The 22,539-nt window shown below is 57.9% G+C and carries 24 protein-coding genes; 12 read left to right on the plus strand and 12 right to left on the minus strand.

The genetic code is table 11. The annotated features are described in order from the left end of the window. Positions 1–85: 85 nt before the first annotated feature. The 3 genes from lipB to HNQ50_RS18495 are packed head-to-tail and all read right to left on the minus strand — an operon-like array spanning position 86 to position 1,970. Positions 86–742: a lipoyl(octanoyl) transferase LipB gene (gene lipB, locus HNQ50_RS18485; protein WP_184102826.1), complete on the minus strand. Its 657-nt coding sequence runs from the start codon at positions 740–742 to the stop codon at positions 86–88. Between the two features lie 45 nt (positions 743–787). Continuing rightward, positions 788–1,093: a YbeD family protein gene (locus HNQ50_RS18490; RefSeq protein ID WP_184102699.1), complete on the minus strand. Its 306-nt coding sequence runs from the start codon at positions 1,091–1,093 to the stop codon at positions 788–790. Beyond that, on the minus strand, positions 1,080–1,970 hold the full coding sequence (locus tag HNQ50_RS18495) for a D-amino acid aminotransferase (protein ID WP_184102700.1): 891 nt from the start codon (positions 1,968–1,970) through the stop codon (positions 1,080–1,082). The genes HNQ50_RS18490 and HNQ50_RS18495 overlap by 14 nt, the downstream gene beginning before the upstream one ends. Between HNQ50_RS18495 and HNQ50_RS18500 the strand changes: the two genes are divergently transcribed. The 4 genes from HNQ50_RS18500 to tal all read left to right on the plus strand — a co-directional run bounded on the left by HNQ50_RS18500 (position 1,969) and on the right by tal (position 6,349). Next, positions 1,969–2,256 (plus strand): hypothetical protein, encoded by a 288-nt coding sequence (locus HNQ50_RS18500; RefSeq protein ID WP_184102701.1) that lies wholly within the window; start codon positions 1,969–1,971, stop codon positions 2,254–2,256. The two genes, HNQ50_RS18495 and HNQ50_RS18500, sit on opposite strands and share 2 nt — an antisense overlap. A 399-nt stretch (positions 2,257–2,655) precedes the next feature. Next, positions 2,656–3,342: a phosphate regulon transcriptional regulator PhoB gene (gene phoB / locus HNQ50_RS18505; RefSeq protein WP_184102702.1), complete on the plus strand. Its 687-nt coding sequence runs from the start codon at positions 2,656–2,658 to the stop codon at positions 3,340–3,342. A gap of 191 nt (positions 3,343–3,533) precedes the next feature. Continuing rightward, positions 3,534–4,823: a phosphate regulon sensor histidine kinase PhoR gene (phoR, locus tag HNQ50_RS18510; RefSeq protein WP_184102703.1), complete on the plus strand. Its 1,290-nt coding sequence runs from the start codon at positions 3,534–3,536 to the stop codon at positions 4,821–4,823. A 446-nt stretch (positions 4,824–5,269) separates the two neighbouring features. Then, positions 5,270–6,349 carry a transaldolase gene (gene tal, locus HNQ50_RS18515; RefSeq protein WP_184102704.1) on the plus strand — a complete coding sequence of 360 codons (1,080 nt, stop codon included), beginning with the start codon at positions 5,270–5,272 and terminating at the stop codon, positions 6,347–6,349. 73 nt (positions 6,350–6,422) lie between these two features. On the opposite strand, the gene HNQ50_RS18520 is transcribed toward tal, so the two are convergent. Continuing rightward, on the minus strand, positions 6,423–6,860 hold the full coding sequence (locus HNQ50_RS18520) for a hypothetical protein (RefSeq protein ID WP_184102705.1): 438 nt from the start codon (positions 6,858–6,860) through the stop codon (positions 6,423–6,425). A gap of 346 nt (positions 6,861–7,206) precedes the next feature. Next, positions 7,207–9,945: a chitinase C-terminal domain-containing protein gene (locus HNQ50_RS18525; protein ID WP_184102706.1), complete on the minus strand. Its 2,739-nt coding sequence runs from the start codon at positions 9,943–9,945 to the stop codon at positions 7,207–7,209. 197 nt (positions 9,946–10,142) lie between these two features. On the opposite strand from HNQ50_RS18525, the gene HNQ50_RS18530 reads away from it, so the two are divergent. From HNQ50_RS18530 to HNQ50_RS18540, 3 genes are all read left to right on the plus strand, one after another. Further along, complete coding sequence (locus tag HNQ50_RS18530) at positions 10,143–10,364, plus strand: hypothetical protein (RefSeq protein ID WP_184102707.1); 222 nt, start codon at positions 10,143–10,145, stop codon at positions 10,362–10,364. Positions 10,365–10,520: 156 nt separating this feature from the next. Then, a complete protein-coding gene (locus HNQ50_RS18535; protein WP_184102708.1) occupies positions 10,521–11,117 on the plus strand; it encodes a 6-pyruvoyl trahydropterin synthase family protein in 597 nt (198 codons plus the stop codon). Between the two features lie 62 nt (positions 11,118–11,179). Next, positions 11,180–11,554, plus strand: coding sequence for a nuclear transport factor 2 family protein (locus HNQ50_RS18540; RefSeq protein ID WP_221303254.1), 375 nt, complete (start codon positions 11,180–11,182; stop codon positions 11,552–11,554). Here HNQ50_RS18540 and hda read toward each other — a convergent pair. Next, positions 11,551–12,222: a DnaA regulatory inactivator Hda gene (gene hda / locus HNQ50_RS18545; RefSeq protein ID WP_184102709.1), complete on the minus strand. Its 672-nt coding sequence runs from the start codon at positions 12,220–12,222 to the stop codon at positions 11,551–11,553. The two genes, HNQ50_RS18540 and hda, sit on opposite strands and share 4 nt — an antisense overlap. 383 nt (positions 12,223–12,605) lie before the next feature. Here hda and purM point away from each other — a divergent pair, with 383 nt between their 5' ends. From purM to HNQ50_RS18570, 5 genes are all read left to right on the plus strand, one after another. After that, entirely contained in the window at positions 12,606–13,649 is a 1,044-nt protein-coding gene (gene purM, locus HNQ50_RS18550; protein WP_184102710.1) for a phosphoribosylformylglycinamidine cyclo-ligase, read from the plus strand. Positions 13,650–13,724: 75 nt separating this feature from the next. Continuing rightward, on the plus strand, positions 13,725–14,333 hold the full coding sequence (purN, locus tag HNQ50_RS18555; protein WP_184102711.1) for a phosphoribosylglycinamide formyltransferase: 609 nt from the start codon (positions 13,725–13,727) through the stop codon (positions 14,331–14,333). Beyond that, positions 14,330–15,562, plus strand: coding sequence for a DUF3108 domain-containing protein (locus HNQ50_RS18560; RefSeq protein ID WP_184102712.1), 1,233 nt, complete (start codon positions 14,330–14,332; stop codon positions 15,560–15,562). The genes purN and HNQ50_RS18560 overlap by 4 nt, the downstream gene beginning before the upstream one ends. A 15-nt stretch (positions 15,563–15,577) precedes the next feature. Next, the gene (locus HNQ50_RS18565) at positions 15,578–16,321 is read left to right on the plus strand and encodes a DUF3108 domain-containing protein (protein WP_184102713.1); all 744 of its coding nucleotides are present in this window, start codon (positions 15,578–15,580) and stop codon (positions 16,319–16,321) included. 73 nt (positions 16,322–16,394) lie between these two features. Next, complete coding sequence (locus HNQ50_RS18570) at positions 16,395–17,762, plus strand: RsmB/NOP family class I SAM-dependent RNA methyltransferase (protein ID WP_184102714.1); 1,368 nt, start codon at positions 16,395–16,397, stop codon at positions 17,760–17,762. Between the two features lie 80 nt (positions 17,763–17,842). Here HNQ50_RS18570 and HNQ50_RS18575 read toward each other — a convergent pair whose 3' ends face one another. The 6 genes from HNQ50_RS18575 to petA form a co-directional block, all read right to left on the minus strand. Beyond that, the gene (locus HNQ50_RS18575) at positions 17,843–18,055 is read right to left on the minus strand and encodes a hypothetical protein (protein ID WP_184102715.1); all 213 of its coding nucleotides are present in this window, start codon (positions 18,053–18,055) and stop codon (positions 17,843–17,845) included. A 376-nt stretch (positions 18,056–18,431) separates the two neighbouring features. After that, positions 18,432–18,881, minus strand: a complete 450-nt coding sequence (locus HNQ50_RS18580) for a ClpXP protease specificity-enhancing factor (protein WP_184102716.1) — start codon at positions 18,879–18,881, stop codon at positions 18,432–18,434. Positions 18,882–18,953: 72 nt separating this feature from the next. Further along, positions 18,954–19,559, minus strand: coding sequence for a glutathione S-transferase N-terminal domain-containing protein (locus HNQ50_RS18585; protein WP_184102717.1), 606 nt, complete (start codon positions 19,557–19,559; stop codon positions 18,954–18,956). A gap of 203 nt (positions 19,560–19,762) precedes the next feature. Continuing rightward, positions 19,763–20,539 carry a cytochrome c1 gene (locus HNQ50_RS18590; RefSeq protein WP_184102718.1) on the minus strand — a complete coding sequence of 259 codons (777 nt, stop codon included), beginning with the start codon at positions 20,537–20,539 and terminating at the stop codon, positions 19,763–19,765. A 14-nt stretch (positions 20,540–20,553) separates the two neighbouring features. Beyond that, positions 20,554–21,894 (minus strand): cytochrome b, encoded by a 1,341-nt coding sequence (locus tag HNQ50_RS18595; RefSeq protein ID WP_184102719.1) that lies wholly within the window; start codon positions 21,892–21,894, stop codon positions 20,554–20,556. Positions 21,895–21,918: 24 nt separating this feature from the next. After that, the gene (gene petA, locus HNQ50_RS18600) at positions 21,919–22,503 is read right to left on the minus strand and encodes a ubiquinol-cytochrome c reductase iron-sulfur subunit (protein ID WP_184102720.1); all 585 of its coding nucleotides are present in this window, start codon (positions 22,501–22,503) and stop codon (positions 21,919–21,921) included. Positions 22,504–22,539 lie beyond the last annotated feature (36 nt).

Genomic DNA, 22,539 nt, shown 5'->3' on the forward strand with positions numbered 1-22,539 from the left:
GTGATGGCAAGGCGTGCGCAACGAAGACCGTACTTGTAGTACTGAGCACAACGCTGCCAGCAGGGTTTTGTTAACCGCTCGTTAGTCAGTTGATTTGTTGCAGAATTTGGTCGCCCATTCTACGCGCAAGCGACGCGGGTGTCTCGGCAAAGCCGTAATCGTTAAGCTGCGCGACACGTAAACCGGCATAACCGCAAGGATTGATCCAGCCAAACGGGGTCAAATCCATGCCGACATTGAACGACAAGCCATGAAAGGCGCAGCCGTTGCGAATCCGCAAGCCCAGCGCGGCGATCTTGGCTTCACCCAGTTCGTCCTGCACGTAGACGCCCGGTGCATCGATCTTGCCGTACGCTTCAATATCAAAGTCCGCCAGCAGGTTGATGACGCTTTGCTCCAGCTTGCGCACCAGTTCGCGCACGCCCAGCTTGTTGCGGCGCAAGTCCAGCAAGGTATAGGCAATCAGTTGACCGGGGCCGTGATAGGTCACCTGACCGCCGCGATCAATCTTGACGATGGGAATATCCGTTTGCTGCAAGATGTGCTCCGGCTTGCCGGCTTGCCCCAGGGTGTACACCGGGGGGTGCTCCAGCAGCCAGAGTTCGTCTTGCGTGTCCGCCGTGCGGGCATCGGTGAAGTCCTGCATCGCATGCCAGGTTGGCTCATAGGCCTGCAGGCCCAGCGGACGCACCGCAATGCCAGCGACCGTGGCGGGGCCAACACTGGCCCAGTCACTTTGCAGGATGATGTTTTCTTCGCGCCGCACAGGCCGTTCCCCAGTCAGTGATTACAAGACCATGCGCACCAGCGGATGCGCCTTCAGGGCGGCATCCAGCGCGTGCACTTGTTCCACATTCAGGAAGGTCACCGAGAGCGTGGCGGCAAAATAGTTACCCTGGCTGCTGGGACGAATAGTCACCAGTTCAGCCACAAAGCCCGGCACATGCTGCGCCGTCAGGTCCACCAGTGCTGCATGAAACTCATCCTGGGCGACTTGCTTGCGGCTCACGGCTTTGACCGGAATCAACGCGGGAAACTCAACCAGGTCTTCCAGCCTGGGTTGGTCCAGGTCGGTGATGTTAACTTGGGTCATGTCTGAACTCCTTGTTGCGCATGACGTCGCGCTTGAATTGCTGATAGTGGCGGTGCATCTCGCGAAACACCGGGCCGGGCTTGCCGTCTCCCACCAGCTGATCATCCAGCTGGACCAGCGCCAGCACCTCTTTGGAAGAGGACGTGAGCCAGACTTCATCGGCATCACGCACTTGCTGTTCGGTGATTTCACACACCCGGTATGGCAGCGCATGCTGCTGTGCCAGTTCCAGAATCAGGTCATAGGTGATTCCGGTCAGCATCAAATGTGAGGGTGGCGGGGCGAGGATTTCGCCTTGACTGACCACAAAGATGTTGCTGGAGGAGCCTTCTATCAAGAGGCCATCCCTGAATAGTACCGTTTCCGCCACTCCGGCATCCACCGCCATCTGGCGGAGTAACACGTTGGCCAGCAATGCCGTGGCCTTGATATTGCAGCGCAGCCAGCGGATATCCCCGGCCGAAATAGCGGTCACACCCTGCTCGACCATGGCCGGTAACGGTGCCGCCAATTCGTCAGCATAAATGAGCACGGTCGGCGTGACCTGAGCGGGCAGCGCGTGGTTACGCGGCCAGGCTGCGCCACGGGTCACCTGCAAATAAACGGACTGGTCTTCAAAATCCTGCGCCGCGACGATGGCATGGATCAACTCAGCCCAGCGCCCGCGCGAGTACGGATTAACCAGCGCAATTGCCGCGAGGCTGTTTTCCAGCCGCTGCAAATGCTCTTCCAGCCGGAACGGTTGCCGGTTGTACACCGGAATCACTTCGTACACGCCGTCACCAAATAAAAAACCACGGTCCATGACGGATACTTGCAGCGTATCAAGCGGCGCAAACTGGCCGTTGAGAAAGGCAGTCAGGGCAGGAACAGGCATGGGCATCCAGGTGGTCAGCAGATCCCTTCATTATGGCCGTGCCCACCCTGCAACGCATGCGCCGCACAAGAAAAAAGCCCCTGTACGGGGCTTTGTGAAATTGCCTTTGCGGCGACTCTTTTCCATCTCTTCTGTTTTTTTATTGGTATGCGGGACAACACCCTGCGGTGTGCTTCAAAGCGCCACGAAGACGTGGCCGAGCAGCATGGTGGTTGATACGGCCACCAATGCGGCAACAATACGGCTGACCCATCCGGATTTCATGACTGGTTTCTCCTGTCGATGATCAAACACCGCATTCGGGCGGGTCCCGGCTCATGCCGCCGGGCACCTGCGATCAGCGGTGCAATGACAAAATCATATCGATTTACCGGGCTTGATGGATGTCAGCAATAGCCAGAAAAACCGGCAATCTTTAACAAAATCAAGCACCAAACGCATTGCATTGTTTGAAGATAAGAGTCCCTGGCCGCCCTGGGCACACAAACCACACCCACCCGGATTACGCAGACTTGTAATATTCTGTTCACATTGGAGCCTTAATCTCGCAACAATTTTCGGGCGCACCAAGTCTTAAATAACGATTAGAACCGGCCAGTGATGGCTGGTTTGACCAGGAGATGAGCCTCCCTCGGGATGGCAGCAAGACGCGCCCACAACGCTACCCCGTGAGGTTATTTACCCAATGCCAGCCAACATCCTGCTTGTCGAAGACGAACCGGCCATCCAGGAACTGATTTCCTTTAACCTGACCCAGGCCGGCCACCATGTCATGCGTGCTGATTCCGCCGAATCTGCTGCGCATATCGTGCGCAATGCGCTGCCAGATCTGATCCTGCTGGACTGGATGCTGCCAGGCATGACGGGGATTGAATTTGCCCGCAAGCTGCGCGGTGAAGAGCGTACCCGCCAGATCCCGCTGATCATGCTGACTGCCCGTTCGGACGAACAGGACAAGATCATTGGTCTGGATACCGGTGCCGATGATTACATCACCAAGCCATTCAGCCCGCGTGAATTGCAAGCCCGGATCAAATCCGTGCTGCGCCGCCGCTCACCGCAAGTGACGGATGACCTGGTGGAAATCCAGGGCCTGCGACTTGATCCGACCACGCATCGCGTGACCGGCAATGGCGACCCGATTGATCTGGGCCCGACCGAGTTCCGCCTGCTGCATTTCTTCATGACCCACCCGGAGCGCGTGCATTCGCGTGCGCAGCTGCTTGATCAAGTCTGGGGTGATCATGTGTTTGTGGAAGAGCGCACGGTTGATGTGCATATCCGTCGCCTGCGTTCGGCGCTGGAAATTTCGGGCTATGACCGTCTCATTCAGACCGTGCGTGGCACCGGTTATCGCCTCTCTGCCCAGTAAGTCCTTCAAATATTTCCACCAGTCTGGTGAGGGCTGGTGGAAGAATCGTAATAAACTCGTGCCAGTCTCGATCGCATGAGTGCTACCGACACCATTACGAGGGTCAAGGCGCGCAAGCCAGTCTTAGCGCATATAGCCAGCCCGACGTTGTCCGCGCCTCTAAACCCATTGTGCATTACCGGATTTATTCGATGATTTGGCTGCGCTCGACCGTTTACTACGTCTGCATTCTGCTGTTCGCACTGATTATTTCTGCCGCTGCCGGCCCGGTCTGGGGCTTGTCCCTGGCTGCCGGCATCCTTGGCCTTGCCACTGCGTTTCACCTCTACAATCTGGCCCGTCTGTTGCGCTGGATGAAAAACCCGCGCGTCGACAACGTGCCGGGCAGCATGCTGCTGTGGCAAGACGTGTTCGATCGCCTGTACGAACAAGTCCGCAGTCAGCGCAAAACTCAGGATCGTCTGGCCCACATGCTGGAGCGCTTTACCAGCGCCGGTGAAGCGTTGCCCGATGGCGTGATCATGCTGGACGAACACGACCGCGTGGAATGGTGTAACCAGGCGGCCAGTCAGCATCTGGGTATCGATCGCGTCACTGACATCTGGCAGATCGTCACCAACATCGTGCGCCAGCCCAGCCTGCGCGAATACCTGCGCATGCAGGATTTTGCCCACCCGCTGATGCTGCGCACTACGCGGCCCCAGGAGCAGGTGTTGTCAGTCCAGTTGGTGCCGTTTGATACCACCCGCAAACTGCTGTTATCCCGCGACATTACCCAGCTCGATCGGGTACAGACCGTGCACCGCGACTTTATCGCCAATGTTTCGCATGAATTGCGCACGCCGCTGACCGTGGTGGGCGGCTTTATCGAGACCATGATCGATATTCCGGATCTGGAAGAAGCGACACGCCGGCAGCAATTGCAGTTGATGTACGACCAGACCCAGCGCATGCAGCGCCTGGTGGACGATCTGCTGACCCTCTCCCGCCTGGAGAATGGCCAACAGATGAAGGAAGAAGAAGTCGACGTGCCGCAATTGATGCGACTGATGCATGACGAAGCCGTCGGCCTGTCACAAGGTCGCCACGAAGTGCGCATTGGCACGCTCGCCCCGGCGCGGCTGATCGGCAATCACGATGAGTTGCATTCGGCCTTTGGCAACCTGGTTTCCAACGCCATCCGCTATACCCCGCAAGGTGGGGTCATCACCATCAACTGGGTGGTGGATGATGAGCAACCGGTGTTCAGTGTCCAGGACACCGGCATTGGGGTGGCGCCAGAACATGTGCCGCGCTTGACCGAGCGTTTTTATCGGGTCGATCGTGGCCGTTCCCGCTCGACTGGCGGCACCGGGCTGGGGCTGGCGATCGTCAAACATATTTTGCAGCGCCACCAGGCGCAACTGGCGGTCAAATCCCGCCTGGGCGAGGGTAGCGAGTTCTCGGTGCGCTTTCCGCCGCATCGGCTGCTGGCCGATTGATCAACACGTAGCCCGGATGAAACGGAGCGGGAATCCGGGGTAGCAATCCATGTCAGGACAAGGTTCTTTTCCGGCATCGCCGCCCCGGATTCTCGCCTCCGACTCCATCCGGGCTACGGATGGCAGACCATCCCAAAAACCAGCCGGCGTGATCAGGCCCACAACCCCTGGCGCCGGGTTTTGCCGGCATCTTTGCAGAGAAAAAACGGTTCAGCACCGGCTAATTTCGCCCAAAACCGCGCTTTTATCGGGAAAACCCCGATCGCCCTGTTTTATTTCCTGGGCGGACCCCCATATACTATCGGTCCGTCGGGCTTATCTGATGCGCCGACGGGGCGAAAACTTCTGGGTGATTGCATGTCAAACCGCTATACATGGCGGATAATGACAGATGAGTCTGGCGATCACGCCCTTTTATGACAACGTATGAATTTGAGGTGAATGCAATGAGTAGAATCGCTGCCATCAAGCCCTTCGGGCAACGTATCTGGCTGGATAACCTGTCCCGTGGTCTGTTGAAGTCCGGCGAACTGGCTCGCCTGATTCAGGAAGATGACATCGCAGGTGTGACATCCAACCCGGCGATCTTCTACAAGTCCATCAGCTCCGACCCGCTCTACACCGGCGACCTGGCTGAACTGAAGAAGCAAGACCTGACCGCCGAACAACGCTACGAAGCGCTGGTTGTGCCGGACATTCAAGCCACTTGCGACCTGACCGCCCCGCTGTACCGCGATACCAAGGGTCTGGATGGCTACGTGAGCCTGGAAGTATCCCCGCACCTGGCCAACGACGCACAAGGCACCATCGACAACGCCAAGCGTCTGTGGGCTGCCATTGCCCGTCCGAACGCCATGATCAAAGTGCCGGCCACTTCCGCTGGCGTGATCGCGTTTGAAGAACTGATCGCCTCCGGCATCAACGTGAACATCACCCTGATGTTCAACCTGGTGCATGTGGATGACGTAACCAACGCCTACATCCGTGGTCTGGAAGCGCGCGTGGCCGCCGGCCAGCCGGTGGATCACATCCGCGCTGTGGCCTCGGTGTTCCTGTCCCGCGTTGACACCCTGATCGACAAGAAGCTGGAAGCCATCGGCTCCGCTGAAGCCAAGGCCCTGCAAGGCAAGGTTGCGATCTCCTTCGTGAAGGTTGCTTACCAGCACTACAAGAAGCTGTTCCACGGCAGCCGCTTTGCCGATCTGAAGGCCAAGGGCGCACACCCGCAACGCCTGCTGTGGGCTTCCACCGGCACCAAGAACGCCGCGTTCCGCGACACCATGTATGTGGAAGAGCTGATCGGCCCGGAAACCGTGAACACCGTGCCGGATGCTACCCTGGACGCCTTCCGCGACCACGGCGTTGCTGCTGACAAGCTGGAAACCAACACCGAAGCCGCTGTTGAAGTGATGGCCCAACTGCGCAAGCTGGGTATCAACTACAACCTGGCCGGCGAACAACTGCAGGTTGATGGTCTGAAGCTGTTTGATGAAGCTTTCGACAAGCTGCTGGAACTGACCAAGTAATTGCGGTCAACGTCCAAAGAAAAACCGGCCTTCATGGCCGGTTTTTTTATGGCTAACCGTTCCGGCTCCCGCATCAAACCCGGCGTAACGGCGTGATACGCGTCAGGTAGGCCATGACGGTTTCGGTCCGCTGCCGGCCAAAGAATACAGACGCTACTTGCGACAAGAGCGAACGCTGCTCCGCCGGCGCGCATTCATCCGCCGCATGCGCGACACGGCATTCGCAGCCGTTGATGCGGCCATCCGGCGTCACCGTGACCGTGTTGGCACCCAGCTTGCACCAGTCCGCATCCCCCGCCAGCTGGATATGGTCAACGTCATACAGATTGGAGGACGTGATCCCGGCGCGGATGCTGTAAAAGTCATGTTCGCCATCCCAGGCTTTGACATCCTGCTGGCTGTGATTGATCACGCGGCCATTGAACGGCCACGCGGTATACATGGCCTGAGCCGGCACGGCGACAAAGAAGAGCAACCCGGCCACAGCACTTGCCAATGCGATGCGATTCATTGTTGTCTTTATCTGTTTTGAGAGCGGACGGGGTATACAGCAAGAATCAGGCCAGACGATAAAACACCTGTTTAATCAGTCACATGGCAAGGCCGCCGGGATTGACTGCCGCATTCTGATGGCATAAAGAAAGAAAATCGTCGCCATCAAGCGACAGTGTTCGCCAGCAATGCACTACAAACCCATAAAATCAGCGCCTTACCACTGTCGCCATATAGCGACACTGCATCCAGCCAGCGACACACTCCGATCAACGGCATAAAAAAGGCAGGTCCGTAGACCTGCCTTTTATGTCTGAACGCTCGGCAAACCAGTCAGACCGGTCTGCCGCGCCATTCAATGCGTCTTACTTGTAGCCCACTGTCGCATCCGGGTTCTCTTGCTGCAGGATGTACTTGTTACCGCCAATGGTGACCACGTAGTTAGACGGGCCAGAAATCGGCAGATAGTAGTTCAGCGCGACGGTCACCGTCTGGCCCGGGGCGATGGTTTGCCAGGTCGGGATGCTGAACTTTGCGTGGTTGTAGTTGTTCTTGAAACCACCGATGTTGTTCGGGCCGGTATAACCCGCAACCGTGTTGGTCAGACCGAAACCAGACTGGTCTGCCATCGTGGCCGGTGCGGATACCGGGTAGTCGAACTCGACCGTGCTGCCACCCGGAATGGTCTGGGTGGAATTGTTGGTGATTTCCATCTTGGGTGTGATCGGGTAGTTGTTATCCCCCATCGGCCACTGATCCAGGATGATCCCCACGGCAGCCGAGGTGGTCGGCAGCGTGGTTTCAGCCTTCTTGTTGCCATACGGCGCGGCAGCAGTGAAGGCGTTGTAGATATCGGTGGTCAGCGTATTACCCATGTAGTACTCGCCCTTGCCGCCGTTCATGCTGGCGTTCCAGGCATAGTCACCGGCCAGTTCCCAGATCATGGCACCGCCAATGCCGCGGTCGACAATGTACTGGGCCTTGGTCTGGATGGACTGCTCGGTTTCGGTGGAGATAAACACCTGCTTGGTGGCATTCCACAACCACGGCGCAACCAGGGTTGCATTGTAGTTGGGGCTGTAGGTACCGGTGATGGTGTTCTCGGTGACGCCGTAGGCCGCCAGATAATCCGGAACAATGCCGTTTTGCAGGTTCATGGCGTGCCACAGCGGGTTGCCACCACCAGGAACCGGATTGCCGTTGGTATCCAGGTCATACCAGACGTTGTCGATACCAGTCGCGCCCTGACCGCAAGTGGCAATGCCCTTGCAGGTTACGGTGCTGCTCACGGTCGGGCTGGTACCCCACAGGCCATTGGCACCGCCCGTCACACCCTTCCAGCCACGGGTGTAGTACGGCAGGCCCAGGTTGATACGGCCAGACTGCAGCGCGCCACGGTAGTAGTGGTAAGCCCAGTCGGTATTCAGATAGCCAATGCCACCGTATTGCGAAGCGCCATACACGCCGCCCGCCTTCAGTTCAGCATCGTTGCCATCGTCATACAGTGCCGCATTCGGACCAACATACTGGTTCCACGCGCCATGCAAGTCGTAAGACATCAGGCTGGCGTAGTCCAGATATTGCAGACCCGACAGATTCTCTTCACCACGCAGAATCCAGCCCGAAGCCGAACCGGCAATGGTCAGCATGTAGTACTTGTTGTCGGTGGCCGCAGCGGTATCCAGTTTCTGGCGCAGGGTCTTGAGCAACAGGTTGTAGCTGGTCATCAGCCCCTTCAGGCGCGGGGTAGAGATGCTGAAGTCGTCCGGGTTACCGGCCTGGTTATTGGTGGTGGGATGCTCGTAATCGATATCCACGCCATCAAAGAAGTTGTACTGACGCAGGAACGCCACCACCGAATCGGCAAACGTATTGATACCAGCGGTGTTGGTGCTGCCATCGGCATTGGTGGTCATGGTGTAGAAGCCGGTACCACCAGCCCAACCGCCAATCGACATCATGATCTTCACGCCTGGATTCTGCTTTTTGTACTGGGCCAGCAAGTTGAAGTGGCCTTTGTACGGCAGCGTGCTATCCATGCTCGCACCAGCGACGTTCGGCCAGGTCAGACCGATTTCCGGGCTGGTGGCACTGGTGTCGATCTTGATGGTGTAGGCATTCTGATCCACCGTGGCAAACGCATAGTTGATATGCGAAACCTTGTTCCACGGAATATTGTTGACCAGATAAGCCGGCGTGCCGCCCGCGCCGGTGCGCCAGCTGGCGAAGTAACCAACGATACGGCGATTCAGACCATTGGCCAGTACTTCGCGGCCATTGGCGTCATACACCTTGCAGTACGGCACGTTGCTGGCACCCGGGATCAGGCCATCCGGACGGCAAGCGTTGGCCGACGGGGTCGGTGCCGGCGTTGGCGTGGCGGTCGGCGTCGGCGTTGGGGCCGGGGTCGGCGTTGCAGTCGGCGTCGGCGTGGGGGCCGGGGTCGGCGTTGCGGTTGGCGTCGGGGTGGGGGCCGGGGTCGGCGTTGCAGTTGGCGTCGGTGTGGGGGCTGGGGTCGGCGTTGCAGTTGGCGTCGGCGTCGGTGTGGTGCTGCCACAGTTGCCGACAACGGTCCACGGCTGGCCAGTGCCAGTCGCACCATTGCTGGTGCTGGGGTTGTTACCCTGGGTCCAGAAATTGGCTTTGTAATTCACACCGTTGTAGCTCACGGTTGCACCGGTGCTATAGGCGGTGGTGGAAACCCAGGCGGCGTAACAGTTGCCCGACGGCGTTGGGGCCGGCGTAGGTGCGGGTGTCGGCGCAGGCGTCGGGGCCGGTGTTGGCGCAGGTGTCGGCGCGGGTGTCGGGGCCGGTGTTGGCGCAGGCGTCGGTGCCGGTGTCGGCGCGGGTGTCGGGGCCGGTGTCGGTGTCCCGCCGGTATCTACGCCCAGATCCTTCCACAAGCTTGGCGTTGCTGCCGGGTTCCAGTTGGCACCCGCATAGTCAGTCTGGGTAACCAGTGCCTGATAGTCGTGCCCGTTGTAGTAAACAATCGTGCCTGCGGTGTAGGTACCACCGTCTTGCCAGGCTGGGTATGCGCCCAATGCGTATACCGCAGCCAAGGCAAAGGGCACAGCCGCAAGGGCCAGCCGCTTGCTTTTCATAGGTTCAGTCTCCAATCCATTGATCTCTGTATCGCGATGATCCGTTCTTGTGTCCGACGGATCTTTGAAGGTGCCGGTTTTTGTAAGAAAACCGCGTTATGGCACCGGTCCCGCCAAGGCTTTTCTTGCCGTTTTGCGGGCGCGCTATCGATTAGCGGCATGGGGAGAGGGTGTGTCAAGGCAACGGCATCAGGCGTATGGCTGCGGTTTTCCGGGCAATCAGACCACTGCCTCATTCGTGTTTTGTTGCATTGCAGCACAAAGAGGACCAACGGGAGAATCAGACCGATGCGCTGCGGCTTTTTGCCCGGATTGCCTATGATGCAGCACAAAAAAAGCACTTGCTGATGAAGGAGCAGCAGATACCAGTTGCCTGGCCACTACCGCCGATCTGCGACAGCCGGATGTCAACCGGATGACATTTTGTTGATTCGGCCCCCTCCACGTACAGCAAACTACTTACAAACCTTACGCCCTACTCCACCATGCATGCCGTCCGGAAGCACGTCACCCGGCATGCTTGAGCAGATGGCCGGATTCTGATAAAACCCGAGTTCATTACTCGGGTTTTATCCATGCTGATCCGCAAGCTGTTCAAATTTGAAAGTGCACATATCGTGCGCAATTGTTCGTCCGACCGGTGTCGGCGCTCTATCCACGGCCACAGCTACAAGGTGGAAGTGCTGCTGGAAGCGCACGCACTCGACAACGGTCAAATGGTGTACGACTTTGGCCTGATGAAGGGCACCATCAAAGACGTGATTGACGCGTTCGACCATGCCATCTGTTTCTGGGACAAGGACGATCCTGAGTACATCCGCCTCTCGCAAGAATTCTCTGCCCGCTGGATCAGCGTGCCGGTGTCGCCCTCGGCAGAGCAATTTGCCCGCGTATTTTTTGTGGTGATCGACGCCATCCTCAAAAACACCGTGATGAAAAATGGCGAGAACGATGTGCGCCTGCATTCGGTGATTGCCCACGAAACCGAAACCGGTTACGCCCAGGCGTTCCGGGAAGACGCTGAAAACCCCCGTATGGGCTTGATCCGGCTGCAAGACCTGGTGTTTTCCGAGCAGGTCAAAGCGGAGTGGCATGACCCGCACATGATGGACAAACTGATGGCGGGCGAAGCCTTCATCAACCCGGAAGTCCCCCTGCAAATCAAGGCTTGAGCACCAGACGGTAGCCCCCGCTGACCTGCGCTATATTGGGTACAGCAAGGGAGGACAACGTCATGATCAGCGCCGAATCCACCATATCGCCTGAGGCGATTGTGCAAGCGCAACTGGATGCCTACAACGCGCACGACACCGATCGCTTTGTGGCTTGTTATGCGCCGGATGTGCGCATTGCCGGTTGGCCATCCAACGAAACACATATGGAAGGCCGCTATGCGCTGGCGGCGTTCTACCGCTTGCACCGCTTCAACCGCCCCGCCCTGCGCGCTGAACTACAAAACCGCATTGTGTTTGGCAATACGGTGATTGATCACGAAATCATTACCGGACTGGAATCACACACCGTCACTGCCGTGGCCATTTACCGGGTGGACAACGACCTGATCAGTAGCGTGCATTTTGTGGAGCGGCCGGCGGCGCCAGACCGTTAGACGTGGCGATCGCCCGCCAGCACGTCGCGGATCAGCGGCACCGTCACCGGACGCTTGATGGACAAGGCGTAGCGGCTGGCTTGCTCCAGCACCGCGCGCAGACTGGCCAGATCCCGCGCCGTGTGGCGCAGGAGGTAGTCTGCCACTTCAGACGGCAACTCAAACCCGGCTTCCCGCGCCTGTGCTTTGAGCGCGGCAATCTTGTCGGCGTCTGACAAAGCCTTGAGTTGATACACCAATCCCCAACCCAGGCGCGTGGTCAGGTCATCCCGCAAATCAAGTTGCATGGGCGGAATGGGGCCGGCGGCCAGCAAGCGGCCGCTGCCTTCGCGCAGCGTGTTGTAGTGGTCGAACAAGCGGATTTGCTGTTCCGGGCTCAACGCTTCAACGTTATCGACAATCAGCGCAGCGGCAGGATCAATCTGCTCGGGCAGGGCCTCATGCGCGGCATCGATCACCAGCGCACCGGCCAGGCGGCCCGCGGCTGCGTCCAGCAAGTACGATTTACCCACGCCATCCCCGCCCCACAAATACAGAAAGCGGATATCCGCGGCACCGGCCGCCCATTCGGCCAGCATGAAGAGCGGCTCTGCGTTCTCGCCCGGCACAAAGCCTTCAAAGCTGGGCGGTTGCGGCAGGTAGAGGTCCAGAATCAGTTGCTCACTCATCCGCGTGCCCCTTTTTGCCAGGCACAGACGTGCCTGTTCGCCCGGTGCAGAACGGCAACCAGGTGATTTTGCAGGGCAAACAGACGGGGAGTCGGGCGTATCATCTAAAGATGCGGTAAAATACTGGCCTTTTGTGGAGCGGCTAAAAAAACCGGACTGGTGGGCGTACCCAGGTACACCCTATCCATTGCCAGCGATGCTGCACCGGATTTTCTTTGCCACTCCCCGGATTGGTCTTTTGGCGAAGGCTCACAATTCTAGCCGTAACAGACCAATCCCGCCATTAAGGGCCGCTAACAAAACCCGGTGCAACGACACTGGCCGGGTTTTGTTAGCGATTCTAAGCACGCCCACCTGATCTGGACCACGAGGCCATATACAACATGACCACCACCCCCACCGGCTTGAGCTACCGCGACGCAGGCGTTGATATTGACGCTGGCGATCAACTTGTTGAAAACATCAAACCGTATGCCAAGCGCACCATGCGCCCGGAAGTGCTGGGCGGTCTGGGCGGCTTTGGCGCCATGGTGGAAATCTCCAAAAAGTTCAAAGAGCCCGTGCTGGTTTCCGGCACCGATGGCGTGGGCACCAAGCTCAAGCTGGCCTTTGAACTGAATCGTCACGACACCGTCGGTATCGATCTGGTCGCCATGAGCGTGAACGATATTCTGGTGCAAGGCGCAGAACCGCTGTTCTTTCTGGATTACTTTGCCTGCGGCAAGCTTGATGTCGATGCGGCTACCGAAGTGATCCGTGGCATTGCCCACGGCTGTGAACAAGCCGGTTGCGCGCTGATCGGCGGCGAAACCGCTGAAATGCCAGGTATGTACCCGGTGGGTGAATACGATCTGGCCGGCTTTGCCGTGGGTGTGGTCGAAAAGGCCAATATCATCACCGGCAAAACCATTCAGCCGGGCGACGTGGTGCTGGGTCTGGCCTCCAATGGCGCACACTCCAACGGTTACTCGCTGGTGCGCAAGATTCTGCATCTCTCGGAAGCCGATTACGCAGCCGAGTTCGAAAACGGCAAGTCGCTGGCTGATGTGGTCATGGCCCCGACGCGCATCTACGTCAAGCCACTCTTGAAACTGATGCAGACCCTGCCAGTCAAGGGCATGGCCCACATCACCGGCGGTGGCATCTCTGAAAACGTGCCGCGCGTACTGCCGGAAAACACCGTGGCCCAGATCGACGCCAAGAGCTGGGCCATGCCCAAGCTGTTCCAGTGGCTGCAAGAGAAAGGCGGTGTGGCGGCGGCGGAAATGTACCGCACCTTCAACTGCGGCATTGGCATGGTGGTGATTGTCGGCGCAGGTGAGGCCGATGCAGCTACCCAGTTGCTCCAGGCCGAAGGCGAGACCGTGTACCGCATTGGCGCGGTGCGCGAGCGCAACGGCGACGAGCACCAGACCCAGGTCGCCTGACGCGACGCAGCAGATTTGCCGGGGTGCGAGGACACAAAGTCTGCGCTCCGGCATCTCTCGCGCACTACACCTCACATGTCCAAAAACATCGTCATTCTGGTTTCCGGTCGCGGCAGCAATATGCGCAAGATCGTCGAGGCCGCCATTCCTGATGCGCGCATCGCCGCAGTCATTTCCAACCGGCCAGCCGCGGAAGGGCTGACCTGGGCGGCAGAGCGCGGTATTGCAACAGCCGCACTCGATCATCGCAGCTTTGACAGCCGGGATGCATTCGACGCCGAACTGGCCCGACTGATCGATAGCTATACGCCAGACCTTGTGGTTCTGGCCGGATTCATGCGCATTCTCACCCCGACCTTTGTGAACCATTACGCGGGGCGACTGATCAACGTGCACCCGTCGCTGTTACCCTCTTTCACCGGCCTGAACACCCATCAGCGCGCCATCGATGAGGGCGTGAAACTGGCCGGTTGTACGGTCCATTTTGTGACCGCAGAGCTGGATCATGGCCCCATCATCGCCCAGGCTGCCGTACCGGTCCTGGAAGATGACACCGCCGAGCAACTGGCCGCGCGCGTGCTGCAAGAAGAACACCAGCTCTACCCGCTGGCCGTGCGCTGGTTTGTTGAAGACCGATTGACCATTGAGGGCCATCGCGTACGCGTGGGCCCGACCCGCGCATGACAAAGTCCGGCGCGTCCTCCCGCTGGCGCGCCTCCCGTCTTCTGCTGGTGGTTGCCTTTGTGTTGTCGTTGCTGACGCACATTTTCTCGGCCACCGGTGACCTGCTGTACGACTATTTCACCAACACCTCTCCCGACAAGCCCAATGAGAAGCTGCGCAAACCCGCGCATAAACTCAAAAGCCAGGATTGGGAAGACGAAAAAAAGCTGCCGGACGAACTGAAAAACATCAAACGCCCGGACATCCAGACGGTCTGGTTGATGCCCAAAGCGCCACCACCCAAGCCGGTCGTCGTGGCCACGGCCGAACCAACGCCAACGCCGGCCCCCAAACGCAAACCGAAGCCCGTCCGTGTGCCGGCCAGCACGCCCGCAGTGACGCGTCCTCCGGTCGTCATCGCCAGCCTGACCGCCTCCGCGCCGCAATCCTGGTTTGGTAACACAGCCAGTGCGCCTGCGCATGCCAGCGCGGTGGCGGTGGCCTCTGCACCCGCCCACGCCGCCAGCGCGGCCTCTGCCGTGGCCAGGGCGGCGCCCCCCGCTTCTGCCGTTGCGGCCATGCCGGTCATTAACAATGCCTTCCCCAAACTCGTCCATATCACCTATCGCTGGAAAGGTTTTCCGGCCAGGCTGACCTGGACTGCGGGCGACGGCCGCTATTCACTACAGATCGGCGCAGCCATGTTTGGCCGCAGCCGCACCTTCAGCAGCGTCGGCACCATTGGCAAACGCGGCCTTGCGCCGGAGCGGTTCAGCGATACGCGTGACGGCAAGCTGCAAAACGAAGCGCTGTTTGAATGGGATCAGCAAAAATTTGTACTGCACGATGGCGACAAAACCATTGAGGCGCCACTGCAACCTGGCGATCAGGATCTGTTTTCCGCCGCCTTCCAGTTCGCCTTGCAAGGCGCCAGCCTGCCCTCGTTTACGTTCTCTCTCGCCAGTGGGCGCAAGGTGTACGCCAACGTCGCCTTTCAGGTGATGGGCGAGAAAACACTGCGACTTTCCGGCAAGGATGTGGATGCCATTTTGTTGCGTGGCACCTTTGAAGATCGGGTGTTTGATTTCTGGCTGGCCCCGCAATGGCACAACCTGCCCGTGCGCATGATCCTGAACGTGGGGAAAGACACCTATGATGTGTATGCCAGTGATCTCGATGTCGACGGCCAGACGCTGCTCGAATCCCCGCCTCCGGGCCTTGATAACCCGCGTGGCCCGCGTGGTGGCTGAACAAGGATGAACCTGATGAAACCCCGATTGCTCTGCCTGCTCACCCTGTTACTTGCCCTGTGCGCGCTACCTGTCCAGGCGGCGGCCCCGGTACGGCCTGCCACCGATTTCCCGCATAATCTGGAGATCACCTACGTTTATCGCGGCCTGCCGATTCCCATGCGCCTGAAATGGCAAACCGCTGACGGACGTTATTCGCTCAAACTGGCTGCCAGCCTGTTTGGGCGTACCCGCGCGTTTACCAGTGACGGCTTGCTGGGCAAGGATGGACTGGCGCCGGAACACTTTACCGATGTGAAAGATGGCAAACTGCAGAACGAAGCGCAGTTTGACTGGGCCAACCATCAAATCAATCTGCGCGATGGCGACAAAGCCAGCACAGAAACGCTGGACAAGGGGACTCAGGATCTTTTTTCCACCGCCTTCCAGTTGGCGATCGCTGGCGCGCCCAAGCGTAATTTCAGTTTTTCCATGACCAGCGGGCGCAAGATGTACCCCAATGTCGCCTTTGAGGTTCAGGAAGAGAAAAACTGGCGCGTGGGGGGCAAGGTGGTCAAGGTGATCCTCGTACGCGGCACCTTTGAAGATCGTGTATTTGATTTCTGGCTGGCGCCACAATGGTCTAACCTGCCGGTAAGAATGGTTTTCAACCTGGGCAACGACGCACCGCTGGACTTGTGGGCCACTGAGGTCGAAATCGACGGCAAATCTGTCCTCGACGCCCCTTCACCCACCGATTCCCCCGGTAAAGACGACTGAACCGCTTTTCTGGCTGCGACCGGCGTTTGACGTCGCAGCGCATCTGCATAAGACACAAATCAGGCAAAACAACATGCTGCTTACCTCTATCCAGTTCAACGCCATTCTTGATGCGCTTGAGCAAATCCTGCCCTTCACCGCTCCGGCCGATGTCTGCATGTCGCGCCTGTTTCGCGAACACAAAAAACTGGGCTCCCGGGATCGCGCCGTCATCGCCGAAACGGTGTTTGGCGTATTGCGCGCCCTGCCCAAACTGAAATGGATCGCGGGTGAAGAAGCCGGCGGCCGCCTGTGGCTGCTGGCCTGGCATGCCGCAGTGGAAAAGCACACCATCAAGGAACTCTCCACGTTCTACCGGGAAGACCAGCTTGAGCTGGCCAAAACCTGGAAAGGCAAAAACCTGGCCGACGCGCCGCTTGCTGTACGTGCTGGTTTCCCGCAGTGGATTGTTGACGCTTTGCACGCAGAAAGCCGCACGGACGAGGAGATTCTGCAACTGGGTCTGGGTCTGGGTCAGCCAGCCCCACTGGATATCCGCGCCAACCTTTTGAAGAACAAACGCGACGCCCTGCTGGAACAACTGCAAGCAGAACATTTCCAGGCCGAGGCCACGCCGTATTCTCCGTGGGGGATTCGCCTGGGCGGCAAGCCCTCGCTGTCACGCCACCCCGGTTTTCTGGGCGGCCTGTATGAAGTGCAAGATGAAGGTAGCCAGTTACTGACGCTGCTGACCGGAGTCCGCCGTGGTCAGATGGTGACCGACTTCTGCGCCGGCGCAGGTGGCAAGACCCTGGCGCTGGGTGCGCAAATGCAGTCCACGGGCCGTCTGTATGCGTTTGATATTTCGGAAAAACGCCTCGCCAACCTCAAACCGCGCCTGGCGCGCTCCGGTTTATCCAATGTGCAATCACAACTGATTGCCTCGGAAAATGACCAGAAAATCAAGCGCCTGGCCGGCAAGATGGATGCGGTGCTGGTGGACGCGCCTTGCTCGGGCCTGGGTACGCTGCGCCGCAATCCGGACCTAAAATACCGTCAAAGCGGTACGGGCGTGGCTGAACTCAATGCCAAGCAGGCCTCCATCCTGGCCTCTGCGGCTCGCCTGGTGAAAACCGGGGGCCGACTGGTTTACGCCACCTGCAGTATCCTGGAGTCTGAAAACAGCGCGATCGTGGATGCTTTCCTCGCTACGCATCCGGAGTTCGAGCGTGTGGACGTGCGCACTTTGCTGGCCAAAGAGAAAGTGGAATTGCCGCTCGAGGGCCCCGATCTGCGCTTGACCCCGATTGTGCACGGGACCGATGGCTTCTATGCCGCCGTAATGCAACGCCGTTCCATCGCCGCCGTGGCAGAAGAAGTTGCAGCCGCCATTGCGGATGCCCAGGACAACGCAAGCAATGAGGCTCAAGCCGTGGTCACGGCCACGACTGGCGAAGCTTGATGCCTGCGGCCACCGCCATAAAAAAAGCCCCGATGTATCGGGGCTTTTTTTATGGCCTGAACTACAAATGCACTGACCGCTTATTCCACGATCAGGGTCAGGTCGCGGACCTTTTCCATGCGGGAATTACCCGGGCCCCAGCACACCTTGGCGCGGCCACCCACCTGGTACATGACAATGCCATCAACCTGTTCCGGACCCACCAGGCCACCAGCACGGTTCACACGCATGTTCGGCTCAAGCTTGACGTCATCGGAACCAATCTTGCCAAAAAACGGGATGCTGATACTCATGGTAGTTCTCCTTCAGGCGACTTATTCAATGACTTCATCATACATCAAATGTAGTTTGATTACGTAACTAAATTTCATACGTTTATCTGAAAAACTACATTTTTTATGATGAACATCACAGAAACCACCTGATGAAAACACTTTTTATTTATACAAACCAACGATCTAATAAAACAAAACGCATCGGCCGCGAACACGAAGATGTAGTAAACACAAAAACATAGACTCAAAAAATAGTCATAAAGCGCAAAAATGGTGCGAAATTACAAACAAAAATAGATCTTATGCCCCACATCGGCGCAAACATCCCACCCTGGCCAGCCGGAAAACAAAAACCCCGTCCAAAGGACGGGGTTTTTGTTGATGACTGCTGCGCTTACTTGACCACACGCAGGTGTGAACGCCCAGCCGGCGGCCGTGGCGGTTCATCGTCATCGTCCTCTTTGCCCGCATCATGACTGGTCGATGCGGTTTGCAAAGTGGGCGTGCTGGCCACCGGTGTTTCTTCCGGCGGCGCTTCATATTCAAAACCCATGCCCTCGCCATTCTCGCGCGAGAAAATGGAAACCACCGCCCCAACCGGGATCATGATGTCGCGGGAGACACCATTGAACCGGGCAGAAAACGACACATAGTCATTGCCCAGGTTCAGATTGCGGCTGGCGTTATAGCTGATATTCAGGACGATCTCGCCATTCTTCACGTACTCCATCGGCACCTGCATTTCGCCGCGGACGGCAACCACCAGGTAAGGCGTGAAATCGTGGTCTGAACACCACTCGTGAATGGCGCGGATCAGATAGGGTTTGGTCGATACAGAAGACATGAATGTACCCCGATGGTCTGCAAAACGACAGGGCCGCCAGCAACGGCGGCCCGTATCATTCACATTCTATGTTTATTTACGCATCGCTTTTTCGTTGGCGGTCAACGAGTCGATGAACGCTTGACGGCTAAACAGACGCTCACCGTACTTGAGGATGGAGGCCAGCGGCTTGGTCACTTCAATGCCGTAGTGCTCAAAGCGCCACAGCAGCGGAGCAATGGCTACGTCCAGCATGGAGAACTCTTCGCCCAGCATGTACTTTTGCTTGGCAAACAGCGGCGCAATCTGGGTCAGGTTATCGCGAATGGTCACACGCGCGGTGTCCTGCGCCTTCTTGGTGGCAGTGCCGTCTTCCAGGGTTTTGACGTGGACAAACAGTTCACGTTCAAAGTTGAAGAGCATCAGGCGGGCACGGGCACGCATGACCGGATCAACCGGCATCAGTTGCGGGTGCGGGAAACGCTCATCAATGTATTCGTTGATGATGTTGGATTCGTACAGGGTCAGATCACGTTCGACCAGAACCGGTACTTCGTTGTACGGGTTCATGACCGCGAGGTCTTCCGGCTTGCTGTGGACATCGACATCGATGATTTCGAAATCCATGCCTTTTTCGAACAACACGATACGGCAACGGTGGCTGAACGGGCAGGAAGTGCCGGAATACAGCTTCATCATGAGCGGGTTTCTCCGAAAGATCAGTAATGCAAAACGCTAAATTGTAAAGATTTTGTTGATACAAAGCCAGAATTTGCTTGATAAGCCAGTGATATTAAAGAGAAATATCAACAAATTAAAACACAACACCTGGGCTGGCAACCCTGCAAACCGGCATGAAAAAACGGAGCCGCAGCTCCGTTTTTCCCTGGTGCAAGAAGGACTTAGTGCTCTACGTCTTTCCAGTAATCCAGCTTGAGCAAATACACCAGCGGGAACAGGATAAAGATCAGGAACAAGAGCACTGCGTAGCCAATCTGTTCGCGGTGAACTTGCGCTGGCTCACTCATGTACACCATGAAGTTCACCAGATCGCCCACACGCTTGTCGTACTCGGCGGAGTCCACATTGTCACCGTCCAGGCGCGTCAACAGACCGGTTTTGACCAGCTTCAGCTTCTCAAGCTCCTGCACATCCTTGCCATTGACCTTCTCGGTCTTGTACACGGGCTCCTGTATGCCTTGCAGTTCCCACAGCACGTGCGGCATGCCCACCTTGTCGAACACCAGATTATTCCAGCCCGTAGGGCGGCTATCGTCACGGTAGAACGAACGCAGGTAGGTATACAGCCAGTCCGCACCACGGGCGCGGGCTTCTACCGACAGGTCAGGGGGGGCAGCGCCCAGCCAGACCTTGGCGTCGTTCACCTGCATGGCGACCCGCATGGGGTTACCCACCTTGTCGGTGGTAAACATCAGGTTCTTTTTGATCTGGTCTTCCGTCAGGCCCAGATCGGTCAGGCGGTTATAACGCAGCAAGGCTGCGCCATGACACGACAAACAATAGTTGGTGAAGGTTTGCGCACCGCGCTGCAACGACTCAACGTCCTGCAGGTTAACCGGGGCCTTGTCCAGGGCCGGCCCGCCCTCTTCTTCGGCAAACGCGGCCAGCGGCAGGCACAGTACTGCAGCAACAAGCCAGACTCGTAGGTTCAGTTTCATGGCTGCGGGTGTCCTTAGATCACTTTGGCGAAGAGCGCGGTCAAGACCAGCGTAATCGCGACATAGATGAAGAAACGGACCTTCTGTTCGGTTGTTGCATTGGTTGTCCGGTCAGGCACCGGCTTGTAACTGTCTGCCTTGGTATAGAAAGGCATGCCGATAAAGAAACCGAAGTAAACGAACGACAAAATCCGGGAGACGAGTGTGCGGATATCGGTTGGCGGCAAGGTACCCAGAATGCCCAGACCAATAAAGGCAATCAGGAACAGCACGATCGCTACCTTGAAAACCGGCCCGCGATAACGGATGGACTTGACCGGCGCACGATCCAGCCACGGCAAGAGCGCAATCACCACCACCGCAGCGCCCATGGCCAGCACACCCCACACTTGCGAGCCAAGGAAGGACGGCACCGCGCGCAAAATGGCGTAGAACGGGGTGAAGTACCACACCGGCGCAATATGCGGCGGGGTCTTGAGCGGATCTGCCGGGATGAAATTGTTGTCTTCCAGGAAGTACCCGAACATATTGGGCTTGAAGAACACGATGGTGCTGAACACGATCAGGAACACCACCACGCCCACGATATCCTTGACCGTGTAATGCGGGTGCATCGGTACGCTATCGAGCGGGATGCCGGTTTTCGGGTCTTTGTGCTTCTTGATATCCACGCCATCAGGGTTGTTGGAACCCACTTCATGCAAGGCAATCAAGTGCGCCACCACCAGCGCCAGCAGCACCAGCGGCACGGCAATCACGTGCAGGGCAAAGAAGCGGTTGAGCGTGACGTCTGACACCACGAAGTCGCCACGGATAAAGGTCGAGAGATCCGGCCCGATCAGGGGGATGGACGAGAACAGGTTCACGATCACCTGCGCCCCCCAGAACGACATCTGACCCCATGGCAGCAGGTAACCAAGGAAGGCTTCGGCCATCAGGCACAGGAACACCAGCGAACCAAATACCCACACCAGTTCACGCGGTCTCTGGAACGAGCCGTAAATCAGCCCGCGGAACATGTGCAGATACACCACGACGAAGAACATCGAGGCGCCAGTGGAATGCATGTAACGGATGATCCAGCCACCCGCGACATCCCGCATGATGTATTCAACCGAATTGAACGCCACCGAGATGCTGGTGCCCGGAATGAGCGAGCCATCCGGCTTGTAGTTCATGGTCAGGAAAATACCGGTAACAATCTGGATCACCAGCACCAGCAGCGCCAGCGAACCAAAGAAGTACCAGAAGTTGAAGTTCTTGGGCGCGTAGTATTCCGACATCTGCGCCTTCCAGGTCGCCGTCACCGGAAAGCGATCATCGACCCAGTTCATTAACTGTTGTGCTTTGCTCATGTCTGAAGCCTCTGTAGGTGCCGGTTACTTGTCGTCGCCGATACGCAGGCTGGTATCGGTCAGGAACTTGTAAGGCGGGATCGGCAGGTTCAGGGGAGCCGGCACACCGGAATAGACGCGACCGGCAAGGTCGTACTTCGAGCCATGACAGGGGCAGTAATAGCCGCCCAGCCAGTCTGCGCCCAGGTCCGCCGGGGCCAGATCAGGACGGTAGGTTGGCGAACAGCCCAGGTGGGTACAGACGCCCACGGCGATCCAGATATCCGGCTTGAGAGAACGCCACTCGTTATGGGCGTAATCCGGCTGATCGCTGGAATCTGACTTGGGATCGGACAGTTTGCTGTCCAGCTTGGGCAGATTGTCGAGCATTTCTTTGGTGCGTTTGACAACCCAGACCGGTTTGCCACGCCACTCGACGTTGATTTTCTGCCCCATTTCGAGCTTGCTGATATCTACTTCAACCGGTGCGCCCGCCGCCTTGGCGCGCTCGGATGGCAGAAAACTTGCAATGAAGGGTGTTGCAATTCCTGCTACGGCAACTGCCCCCGCCCCACTACTGGCCAGAAGCAGAAACCGACGTTTGCCGTTATCAACGTGCTGGTCACTCATAACCCCATCCCTGACAAATTATGGAACAAGAAACAA

The sequence above is a fragment of the Silvimonas terrae genome, assembly GCF_014202765.1.
GTDB lineage: Bacteria > Pseudomonadota > Gammaproteobacteria > Burkholderiales > Chitinibacteraceae > Silvimonas > Silvimonas terrae.